The sequence below is a fragment of the bacterium genome, from assembly GCA_023145965.1.
Classification (GTDB): Bacteria; UBP14; UBA6098; order UBA6098; family UBA6098; genus UBA6098.
This window is the reverse complement of sequence record JAGLDC010000091.1, coordinates 1-10698: the sequence shown is the minus strand read 5'-3', so window position 1 is coordinate 10698 and position 10698 is coordinate 1. Positions and strand designations below refer to the sequence as shown.

General features: G+C 45.9%; 11 protein-coding genes. 4 read left to right on the top strand and 7 right to left on the bottom strand.

From position 1 onward, the window contains the following. The 4 genes from KAH81_08640 to KAH81_08625 form a co-directional block, all read left to right on the top strand. The coding region (locus tag KAH81_08640) for a PrsW family intramembrane metalloprotease (GenBank protein MCK5833722.1) at positions 1-592 on the top strand (592 nt) is incomplete at its 5' end. 12 nt (positions 593-604) lie between these two features. Next, positions 605-1534, top strand: a complete 930-nt coding sequence (pfkB, locus tag KAH81_08635; GenBank protein MCK5833721.1) for a 1-phosphofructokinase — start codon at positions 605-607, stop codon at positions 1532-1534. Between the two features lie 17 nt (positions 1535-1551). Beyond that, on the top strand, positions 1552-2754 hold the full coding sequence (locus KAH81_08630; GenBank protein MCK5833720.1) for a DUF21 domain-containing protein: 1203 nt from the start codon (positions 1552-1554) through the stop codon (positions 2752-2754). 2 nt (positions 2755-2756) lie between these two features. Beyond that, positions 2757-3932: a DUF21 domain-containing protein gene (locus KAH81_08625; GenBank protein ID MCK5833719.1), complete on the top strand. Its 1176-nt coding sequence runs from the start codon at positions 2757-2759 to the stop codon at positions 3930-3932. A gap of 202 nt (positions 3933-4134) precedes the next feature. Here the strand turns inward: KAH81_08625 and KAH81_08620 are convergent, their stop codons facing one another. The 7 genes from KAH81_08620 to KAH81_08590 form a co-directional block, all read right to left on the bottom strand. After that, positions 4135-6234 (bottom strand): fibronectin type III domain-containing protein, encoded by a 2100-nt coding sequence (locus KAH81_08620; GenBank protein ID MCK5833718.1) that lies wholly within the window; start codon positions 6232-6234, stop codon positions 4135-4137. A 418-nt stretch (positions 6235-6652) separates the two neighbouring features. After that, positions 6653-6847 (bottom strand): DUF2281 domain-containing protein, encoded by a 195-nt coding sequence (locus tag KAH81_08615; GenBank protein ID MCK5833717.1) that lies wholly within the window; start codon positions 6845-6847, stop codon positions 6653-6655. 31 nt (positions 6848-6878) lie between these two features. Further along, positions 6879-8060, bottom strand: a complete 1182-nt coding sequence (locus KAH81_08610) for a hypothetical protein (protein MCK5833716.1) — start codon at positions 8058-8060, stop codon at positions 6879-6881. Between the two features lie 54 nt (positions 8061-8114). After that, positions 8115-8279 carry a hypothetical protein gene (locus tag KAH81_08605; protein ID MCK5833715.1) on the bottom strand — a complete coding sequence of 55 codons (165 nt, stop codon included), beginning with the start codon at positions 8277-8279 and terminating at the stop codon, positions 8115-8117. A 290-nt stretch (positions 8280-8569) separates the two neighbouring features. Next, positions 8570-8857, bottom strand: a complete 288-nt coding sequence (locus KAH81_08600; GenBank protein ID MCK5833714.1) for a type II toxin-antitoxin system RelE/ParE family toxin — start codon at positions 8855-8857, stop codon at positions 8570-8572. Then, positions 8854-9042 carry a hypothetical protein gene (locus tag KAH81_08595; GenBank protein MCK5833713.1) on the bottom strand — a complete coding sequence of 63 codons (189 nt, stop codon included), beginning with the start codon at positions 9040-9042 and terminating at the stop codon, positions 8854-8856. Before KAH81_08595 ends, KAH81_08600 begins: the two co-directional genes overlap by 4 nt. Before the next feature lie 77 nt (positions 9043-9119). Beyond that, a partial coding sequence (locus tag KAH81_08590) for a hypothetical protein (GenBank protein ID MCK5833712.1) occupies positions 9120-10698 on the bottom strand: 1579 nt, incomplete at its 5' end.

Genomic DNA, 10698 nt, shown 5'->3' with positions numbered 1-10698 from the left:
GGTGATAATCGTCTTTTTTGCGGGTGCAATAATCGTTATTCCAACCGCTTATTTAGAGAGAACTTTGTCTTTGGTAATGGGTGTGCAATCCCCCGGGAACGCAGCCGATGCGGCAAAGGTCAGCTGGATAATCGCCGGCCTTATTGAAGAAGGTGCTAAGCTTGCTGTCGTTATGCTAATAATATGGAAACGCACCGGTTTTAACGAACCGATGGATGGCCTTGTCTATGCCGCAGCGGCATCCCTTGGTTTTGCATCGGCGGAAAATATTATATATATTAAAGAGTTCGGCGCAACAGTAATACTTATTCGTGGGCCAATGTCGGTGTTAGGGCATATGCTGTTCTCCTCGATATGGGGATACACACTCGGTAGAGCGAAATTCGAGAGAAGTAAAAGATTCTCGTTGCTCGTAAGAGGTTTTGTATTAAGCGCTTTTTTTCACGGGCTTTACGATTTTTTAATTTTCACGAAGATAATCGCATCGATAGCCCTATATATTCTCATGGGACTACTGTGGAATATACTTCTTCGTATGTTCGCCGATGCTGAATCGAGAAGCCCATTTACACTAGAGAAGAATCGAGATTGAATTGGAGATTCGATGATTTATACTGTTACATTAAATCCGGCACTTGATAGAACTATGTGGATAGAGAGCTTTGGTTTTGATGATACCAAGCGCATTATTCGCGAGGAAAGATACCCCGGAGGTAAAGGAATAGATGTCTCTCGTATGATCTTAACGCTTGGAGGGCAATCGGTTGCGCTCGGATTCATCGGTGGTTATACCGGCATGGAGATAGAGGGGCGCATTCTTAATGAGGGTATTCCTCACGATTTTATTCGAGTAAGTGGTGAGACGCGAACTAATGTAATCATCCACTCCGAGGAGGATGATCAGGAACTAAAGGTTAACGCACCGGGACCTGCTATCGACCCAAGGGAACTCGGGCTTTTAGTCGATAAAGTCCGTTTACTTAAGCCTTCGCCGACCATAGCTGTTATTTCTGGAAGTGTGCCGCCCGGTCTTTCACCAAATATATACGCCCAACTGACGCTAACATTTGAAAATTTAGGAGCAAGAGTTATAATGGATGCCGACGGTGAGCCTTTAAAAAGCGGACTTTCAGCGACTCCCTATATGATAAAACCCAATAAACACGAGCTTTCTAGGTTGGTTGGTAGAGAATTTGTAAATACCAAAGATATGATCGAGTCCACAAGAGAACTGTTGCAGGATGAGTTTAAGGTTGTGGTTATTTCCGCAGGGGCGGATGGTGTGTATGCTGTCACTAAGAAAGGAGGCTTCCATTGTTACCCTCCGCAGATAGAGATTGTTAATACAGTTGGCTCGGGTGATAGCACGGTTGCTGGGATAGCATTCGCTTTGGATAAAGGGAAATGCCTCGAAGAAGCGATAAGACTCGGTGTAGCTTGCGGCACTGCCACGGCCATGGCCGAGGGCACAGCCAGAGGTTCTCTCGAAGATATAGAACATCTAATCCCTCATATAAAAATAGAGAATTTATAGTTTAGTCGTTTGTAAAAATGAAATTAGTAGCTTTAGTCATATTACTTGCTTTTTCAGCCTTTTTCTCTGGTTCAGAGACCGCATTTTTTTCTCTCGGGCGGTTTGATGTCCAGAGGATGGCGCTTAAACGAGAAAGATGGGCAGAGAAGGTCGTGAGTTTATTGTCCCGACCTGGGAAGCTGCTTATAGCTATACTCTCTGGTAATATGATAGTCAACATTACGGCGACTACGCTGATGACTGGTTTTCTTATACAGCTAGTAGGTCCAGGAGCTGTGCCTATCGTAGTGGCTATAATGACTGTGCTAATCCTTATATTTGGCGAGATAACACCTAAAGTAATAGCGGTGGAACACAACGAGTTATGGGCACGGGTTAGCGCAAGTGCTTTATGGATTATCGAGTTTATCCTCTCGCCTTTGATTTTTTTACTTACTATTATCCAAAGTGCCATTATTGGGAAGGGAAAATTCGATGATCTACGCTTGGACGAAATCGATATTGAAAGTGCCATCGAGTTAGCTCATAAGCAAGGTGCGGTGGAAGGTGAGTATAAGGAATTGTTACTACATTTCCTCACACTGGATCATACTAAGGTTTCGGAAATAATGACTCCTCGTCCTCAAGTGCCAATATGTTCCTACGAATCCACCAAAAAAGAAATATTGGAATCCATGCACGAGTATGATGCCATTTTTTGCATACTTACCGGTCGTAGTGAGGATAAACCGAGGTTAATCGATGTATCTGACTTGTCCTCTTTTGATAATGAAGAAAAACCATGGAGCTCCCTTCGCGAAGCGTATTTTATCGCTGGGTTGAAAGCGGTTTCCGATCTTTTTTACGATCTGAGAGCTAATAGGCTTGGGAAATTCATTGTATTAGATGAGTATGGTGATATCGATGGTATTGTTGATAGCGAGAGGATTTTAATTGAGGTCTATGGAAGACCTATTATTTACGAAAAGCCATCTAAAAAGACTTACAAGAAACTCGGGGAGTCATATTTAATTGGTGGTGACACTTCCATTCAAGAGTTAAACGAGCTTTTCGGACTCGATTTAAAAAGTGTTTATTATAAGACTATTGGCGGTTTGATAATAGAGAATTGGGGGGATATACCAGAATCTGGTAGAACGCTCGAAATTGAAGGATTGGAGATTAGAATAATTAAAAGCAGTCATACTAAGATAGATTTGGTGGGAATTAAGATAGAGTAAAAATGTTGTTAAGTGTAATAATAATAGTAATTAGTCTTTTAGGGTCAGCATTTTTTTCTGGGACTGAAACGGCGCTTATATCTCTATTCCGTAAAAGGAATATTCTTAAGCAGCTTCCAGCAGGTGTAGGCAATTGGCTAGATAATCCGGAGGATATCCTATCGGTCACCCTTATAGGAACGAATTTATGTATAGTTCTTGCAAGCTCTGTTGCCACGAATTTATTCATTAAGAGTTTTGGAGATGTTGGTGAGCTTTACTCCTTGATAACGATATCCATTGTTGGCTTGATTTTCTGTGAGATATTGCCGAAAAGTCTGGGTTTAATGAAACCAGTGAGTTTTTCTAGAAAAGCTATTTTGCCCCTCGACATTATCGCTGTGATATTGAAACCGGCTTCTAGTTTGACAAATGCCCTTTCCAGATGGATAGTAGCAGTGTTCCATAAAATAGTAAAACCTTCTAAACCAGCAGATTGGAATGATTTTAAGCTTGTTTCTCAACAAGGAACGCTTGATATTGGCAAGAGTAAAGAGGAGATAATCCATCTTTTGTTCGAGGTTTCATCTCTGAGAGCATTCGATATAATGGAACCTAAAACCGAGCTTTTAAAAATTAAATTATCCGAGCTTTCTAATAGATGTGAGGATAAAGGTCAATCTAACTATATTGCTGTCGAGGACGAGGATGGATCGATCTTCGGTATTTTTAATAGAGGATCATCTGCAAATTTGAAAGAGGATATCGAAAAAGAGATAATGGATACAGTTTTTATCCCTGAAAATACCTCCGTTTTACACCTTTTTACAACTATGTTCCAATCGGATATAGATTCGGTTTTGATTGTAAACGAACATAGCGAGGTGACCGGTATGGTTGAGAGGCGTGATATTTTGGCTTTCCTCTGTGGGATACAAGATACTCCTAACAGGGAAACAACCATCGAAGATGGCTCTTTTGTTTTTAAAGGAACAACAGAATTGACAGAGTTGGAGGATCTTTTTAATACAGATTTTCCGAAAGGTCAATATAGAACTCTTGGCGGTTTTATCGAAGAATACAGGCACGAAATTCCAAGAGCAGGAACGGTATTTAAATGGGGTAAATATATAGTAACTATCGAAGAATCAACGGTTAAGAAAGTCGAAAAAGTCCGCATAAAACCAACCATGAAATAAACCTCAAGCTCGACAAGGGGGCGTCGGTGCCCCACGCGCGGAGTCAGATTGTCTATTTAAAATAATATTTTTCTCCCGCGCGTGTGATCAGCAAGGCGTTCGGTAGAAAATCTAAAGGCTCGATGCCCCCCGGATGGAGCTATTATTGAATAAAAAAAAAGCCCGCAATAGCGGGCTTTTTTTATTAGCATTGATTTTTTAATTAAGGCATATGTGCACGGCATAGGATACCGACCTTGATAACTTCGTTGAATGTTGGGTAAGAACTGGAATATGGTGCTCTTAGTCTAAACCAGAGGTAAGACCAGTTCGTGCCGCTTGGTGGAACATTGTTTCCAGCTGGACCGAGTAGAGTTGGTGTTGACCATTTCATACTTGGCATAATAAGATCGTTATACAACTGGAAATCAACTCTAGTGGGAGGTTCAGCCTCTAGTGTGAATCTTCCAAACAGAGAGAAATGATCCAGAGAAGGTGTCGAATCCGGAGCCCAATAAACACCGGCATCTCTAATCCAAAGGCCCCAATCCAAGGGGACATCTCCGTTATTAACAACCTTGATTGAATCATCTACGGACATTATTCGAGATTCACCGTGCTGTAAATTACCCACATTCCAAATTGTATCGGGTATATCGAAAGAAAGCACGATGTCATTGAGCTCGTAATAATATAGCGCATATAATTCGGTATGACCGGGGAAAGATATTGTATAATCTCTCGATGGCAAAGTTCCACTGTCCTCCCAATGGTCGAAATGCCAGATAGTATCGCTATAAGCATCGGAATCGGATACCTCGATGTTGTGTTCTGAAAGGAAGAATGACCAGAAAGTCTCGCGTGAAACCCCCCACGCCGTGTCTTCATCCCAGCTTATCCAACCATGTGGGTTCTCTGGAATTTTGATGACGGAAACGGGATGCTGCATCTCGAAAAAGGCAATATATTCGGATATATATGGCGGTGTAACCATAATGGTATGTCTAATTTCGCTTCCAATATTCCAGGAAATGAAAGCATAACGGCTTTCAAGAGTTGGAAGTTGAGGCGATATAGCTTCGATTGTATGAGGTATTCCTGGTTCCCAAGAAACATAATATGGAGAATCTACTGTGTCACCATCGACCATAACCTTGCCCGAATCGATGCCACTAAAGCTATTTCTAATTACAGTAGTAAGATAGTTATAGTTGATTGTATCAATCAAAGCATCCGTTACACCAATCCATTCGCGTGTATCATATGTGCGATATATTGGCACACCCGAAGTAAACTCAGAAAATCGCACGTTACCCTGATTGTCTATCCAATTGTCGTAAATACCCGATTGCGCACCCGTCGTGTCTCCACCGAATTTTGTGAATGTTTCAAGGTCAGCTGGGCGTATAGCACTCGTGCCAAGAAGTGTAAGAATGATGCGATGCTGATGCCAATAATATAAAGAACAAGCAAAGGCAGAATTTGTAACATAGCTTGTAGAATCAAGAGTGAACCAGCGTTCTAGGGAATCCGAGTCTGTAGAAAGTGTGAAAATATCTAAATCTGTGGTTGGGACACACCATATTTGATTTGATCCAAATCCGCTATCGACAGCCAGAGTTGACATCGATGTATCATAATGCTCAAATTTAATGGAATTGAGAATGCTCAAGGGATCTCCACCGGGAGCCACAGTGGTAACAATAGTAACGAGGTAATCGATAGTAGCTTCAGCGATGCTATCTGCAGCCGTTGGGTAAGGCTCGATATTGCCTATTCCATCGGTTGCGCGAACCCTGAACCAGTATTCGGTGCCCATGGTTCCGGGGCCAAAGATGCCAGTCGTGTCGATTGTCTCGACTAACCAGTCGTTCCACGAGGTTCCCCAGTCGTCACTGTATTGGACATCGTAAAACATAATCCCCGAATCATAACCGGTAAGCGAGTCCATGTCGTCGCCCATCCAATTAACCGTAATAAAAGTATCAGGCACATAACGTAATTCCGTCCAAATCCAACTTTGCGGAACAAGTGTGTCGTATTGCTCCGGGGCTAAAAACCCATGTGTGAGCTTATAATCGTCGCCGCTAGTCGTATCCGGATAAGTAAGCGGTGAAGACTGCCCGAGGATGTCGTGCACCTGGAACGCACCTCCCGCACGACCAACCATCCCGCCGGAGCTGAAAGCATCTCGCTGAATAACATGGCCGCCGCCGGACATAACTGGTGTCTCGGCCCAAGCAGACCACGCTAGAATCGAAAATACTAGTGCGATGCTTAAGGTTGTAGCCGCTGTTAATCTCTTGTATTTTTGTATTTTCATATTTCCTACCCTCGATTGGGGGTTATGTCTAAAAATCTAAAATTCAATCAAAATCCATAGGGGAGCACCCCTTTGTGCTCCCGGCGTTTTCGGGTCGAGTTTCATCTCCGCAATATCTCGATTATCCTATTCGTTACGCTGTCGATCTTCTCGCGCCTGAGATGACCGGTGCAATACAGAATAATATGTCGGTCTGCCGTAAAAATACGATTTGGTCGCACGTTGCTCTCCTGTCTTAGCGTTCCAGATTCGAAATCGACCTCGTCGAGCGAAATTGCATATCCATCTTCAACCTACCGGCTGGTTATTTGGCAAAGGATCAGGTCGTCGTCCTCCAATTCCGCAACGACAAGAGCGGGGCGCCTTTTGGCACGCGTCAAATCCGAAAACGGAAACGGGACGACTACCACATCTCCTTTTACAAATGTTGCCAAGCCTTATCCTCCTCGGGCGTTAGCCAATCCTTTCTGAGTGACGATTCGCTTGCGACAGCCGCTACCATTTTCTCTTCCGTGGCCTTTGTTTCCATGAATCGAATGAAATCGAGTATTTCCCCGAGGAACCGCTCGGGAACCCTCTCGATTTCCTTTGAGATCAATTCTTTCACACTCACGTTTTCTCCTCGTCACGCATAATCTTCCTTTTCAATCCTCGATATTAATGTTGCTATATAATATTATCGAACCGCCGACAATTAGTCGTTTTCCGGCCGAGTTATATACATCGCCGTGAACTGTCACTGCGTTGCCGCCGGTATGCGACAATACCGCACCAGTGTGGAGCGTAAGGTCCTTACAAGTCGCAACGCAGTCGATTACAGGTTGAGTGGCGACCGGATCGATAACCGCGTCCATCGTCTCGTCCGGGACGACGCCGGAGACCCAGTTGCCCGCAAAGCACCACGATGTCGAACTCGCGCCGGTCCAGGTAGTAAAAGTAGGTGGCGCAAATACTCTAAGAAAAGCATATCCATCGTTTGTAATTCCATCCATGTTCCATATTGTTGTGAAATCCCAACCGGCATCGGTGAAGGTGGATTGTGTTTTCATTTGCAGGGTTGTCTTAGGCACACCTTTACCAGTATTATCACTCCGGCCCGATGTCTCAGAATCGTAGAAGGAGTTCTCTACAGGGCTATTATTATACCCCACCAACCCGCCAACACTAAAAAAACTACTCACACTTCCGGTGCTATAGCTGTTACTGACGGTTGACAAATAATTATGTCCCACCAAACCGCCAACGGAATTAGAACCACTCACACTTCCGGTGCTATAGTTGTTACTTACGGTTGAATTATAAGTATATCCCACCAAACCGCCAACGAAACTAGAACCACTCACACTTCCGGTGCTATAGCTGTTACTGATGATTGAAGAGTCATAATTCCTTCCCAACAAACCGCCGACTTGCTCTGCACCGGTTATATTCACATTGGTTACACCAATATCCTGAATGGTTGCTCCAGACGCATAACCAAAAAACCCAATATAATTTGTGGTGCGGTTAATGAATAATCCATCGATGGTAAAACCATTGCCATCGTAGTTGCCCTCGAATCTGGTTGTAACATTTCCGATGGGTGACCAGCCGTCATAAGTCAATCCATTATAGTTCCACGTATTTGTAGCCGAGGCATCGATATTAGCGGTTTGGATGAAGTCATCACCCCAGGAACTGCTGTTGGTGCTTATCCATAATAAATGGTCCAAAGTCGATACTTCCCGCGGAGAACCAAGTGGTTCTGTTCCTGCAGCCATCAGACTCGTGCCCATTGCTAATCCAATGAGCATCATAATTGCCACAACTAACTTTGTCTTTTTCATTTTATTTCCTAATTTCAATGGTCTCCGTTAAATCCGCCGCGCGCCTGATACCGGTCATGCCGGCACATCCAAACTCGCAACTTCCGCCCAGTCCGTAACATCCTCGCCATTGCGGGCGCGAACCCAAACATAAATCGTCATCCCGTGCATAATCTCGCAGTCATACTGAATATTGAACGGCACATTGGTCATCGTGTCCTCGGCGGGCATTTCCGCCACCACGCCGCCGGTTTCGTCGAAGGGCGCCGGGAACGCGCCCGTAGGGGAGCACCCACGTGTGCTCCCGGTCGGCACGCGCCGACCGGCGATAATCGGGAGGGTGCAAGACCCTTCCCTACGGATGTTTCCGATGTCCCCAACGCCGTCATTGCGAGCCGTAGGCGTCGCAATCTCGTTGTGATTCGGGAAGATTGCCACGTCGCAATGCTCCTCGCAATGACAGATGATATTTTGAATCTGGTCGTTCATAATCGTCGTTTTCAATCTCCCCATTGGACATTATACATTCTTTATACATCTTCCGGCAACAACCGCCCACAGTGGATCACTGCTAAAACATCGATCTGCTCGGGTTTTATTCGATAAATGATCCGATATGACCTTTCTATAATTTCCCGTATATCTTCCGCCTCATATTCTGTCACCATGCGTCCCGAAAGAGGAAAAGATGCAATTTGCTCCGAGCGCTGTGTTAATCTATCGATCATCCGTTTAGCATACACAGGCGAGTCTTGCGCAATATAATCGTAGATTGCCGATAGATGTTTTATTGCCGCGCCTGTCCAATATGCTCTCATTTTGACAAACCGAATTTAGCTCGAACTTCCCCGACATCTGTAGTTCGACCGGCTTTGCTATCCTCGAGCCCGGCTTCGATAGTTTGACGAACATAAATCTCGAACATTAAATCGTCCCAGGTTGCATTATCCGGCAACTTTTCCAACAGATTCTGCGCTTCCTCTTTGACATTGGTTTCACGCATTATTCACTCCTCGCCAATCATCGTTTTCAAACTCCCCATTCTACATTATACATTCCCCATTGCCTCCCCTGCGCGGCCTATGGAGTTATTCCCATCTTGTTCACCCAGGCCCCACCTACGCGGAGCTGGAATTGGAGATCGGTTCCGACTCTTATTATGCGCCATGTGCCATCGGTTGTCGGGTCGCCGAAATAGAATGCATCGGTCGCGCCGACCTCGATATCGCCATTGACATCGAGCGCGGAAGTCGGGGTCTCGTTGTTGATTCCAATTTCTCCGGGATTCCCGGAATTGAAGAACACCGCGGTATAATTATCGACTACGGTTACATTGTTCCCGAAAGCGAAAGACCAATCGCCGGAGACGGTATCTGCTAATCCGCCGGGGATTGTGGAATAATAGCCGCTTGCTTCGTTTCGGTATCCGCCGCCGATTGCGGAATTAATTCCGCTTGCGGTGTTTTCCTTTCCACCGCTGACTGTCGCATTGGTATTGCTTGCGCTGTTATCGTATCCGCCGCCGACGGTGGCAGCCGAGCTACTCGCGTTGTTTTTGTATCCGCCGCTAACGGTAGTATACCAGTTGGACGCTGCGTTTTGGTATCCGCCGCCGATGGCGGCATCCCCACCGGCTGCAGTGTTAGAATATCCACCGGAGATAGTAGCATACCGGCCATTTGCAGTATTGTCTATTCCGCCGCCGACTGTAGCAGTCGTGCCGGTTGCGGCGTTTGTGAACCCACCACCGACCGTGGCGTAGTCGTTGGTTACGGTGTTGTATTGTCCGCCGCTAACTGTGCAAAATTTATAATCATAACCGCTTTTGCCCGTTGTGCACGCCACGCCGAGGTTGACATGGGTTGAGCAGGCGTCGCCGTAGCCGGTGTTGCCATCGCGGAACAGCCCCCACTTGCCGCCCATTACGAGCGTAGTATCGTTCGTGCCGTCGCCGATTGCTGTGCTTATCGTCCAGTCGGCATCTGCGCCGCCGCCTGCAGGCCATGCTGTGCGCCATGCGCCGTCGAAGTAGAAGCTGTCCCGGACGCCGAAAGCGTCTTTGATGAACACGAATTCGCCGCGGGACTCGATAGTATCGGTCACGAGTTCTTCCACCCAGACCTTTTCGGGAATGTAGAGCGTATCGAGCGGGGATTGAATCGTATCTATAGTCAGTTCGCCGGTGATATGGACATCGCCCATAAAATAACCTGCGTAATTTAAGCCATCCGTGGAGACACCAGATACCGCAGCCTTAAATAGAGTTGTAACGACACCGAGTCCGCCAACCAGATGGGGAGTTCCTCCACCGTTTCGCACAATGCCGTATGTTGCGGCATAACCTGCTGACGGATCGAAAGTGCCGAGTCCGCCATCGAGCCGACCTTCACCGAGCGCAATAAGTCCCGGGTCGGAGTATGCGGCGTTGACAAGCCAGGTTGTTGTTGTGGGAAGACTGCCGGGAGAAGATTCTATCCATATCGCCTCATCGAAATCCACGGGGTAGATATTTAAATTGGCGCCATCTATTTCCATCGGGTCGGTAAATGTTTTCTCGCCCGCAATACTCTGGTTGCCTGTCAAATGGACAGAGAGCGGGTCTGTTTCGACGACGGCAGGCCATGTTGTGCGCCATGCACCGTCGAAGTAGAAGCTGTCC

Bases quoted from the DNA above. Each gene is read 5' to 3' on its own strand.
- KAH81_08620 (MCK5833718.1), bottom strand. From the start codon at position 6,234: ATGAAAATACAAAAATACAAGAGATTAACAGCGGCTACAACCTTAAGC.
- KAH81_08595 (MCK5833713.1), bottom strand. From the start codon at position 9,042: ATGCGTGAAACCAATGTCAAAGAGGAAGCGCAGAATCTGTTGGAAAAG.
- KAH81_08630 (MCK5833720.1), top strand. From the start codon at position 1,552: ATGAAATTAGTAGCTTTAGTCATATTACTTGCTTTTTCAGCCTTTTTC.
- KAH81_08610 (MCK5833716.1), bottom strand. From the start codon at position 8,060: ATGAAAAAGACAAAGTTAGTTGTGGCAATTATGATGCTCATTGGATTA.
- KAH81_08600 (MCK5833714.1), bottom strand. From the start codon at position 8,857: ATGAGAGCATATTGGACAGGCGCGGCAATAAAACATCTATCGGCAATC.
- KAH81_08625 (MCK5833719.1), top strand. From the start codon at position 2,757: ATGTTGTTAAGTGTAATAATAATAGTAATTAGTCTTTTAGGGTCAGCA.
- pfkB (MCK5833721.1), top strand. From the start codon at position 605: ATGATTTATACTGTTACATTAAATCCGGCACTTGATAGAACTATGTGG.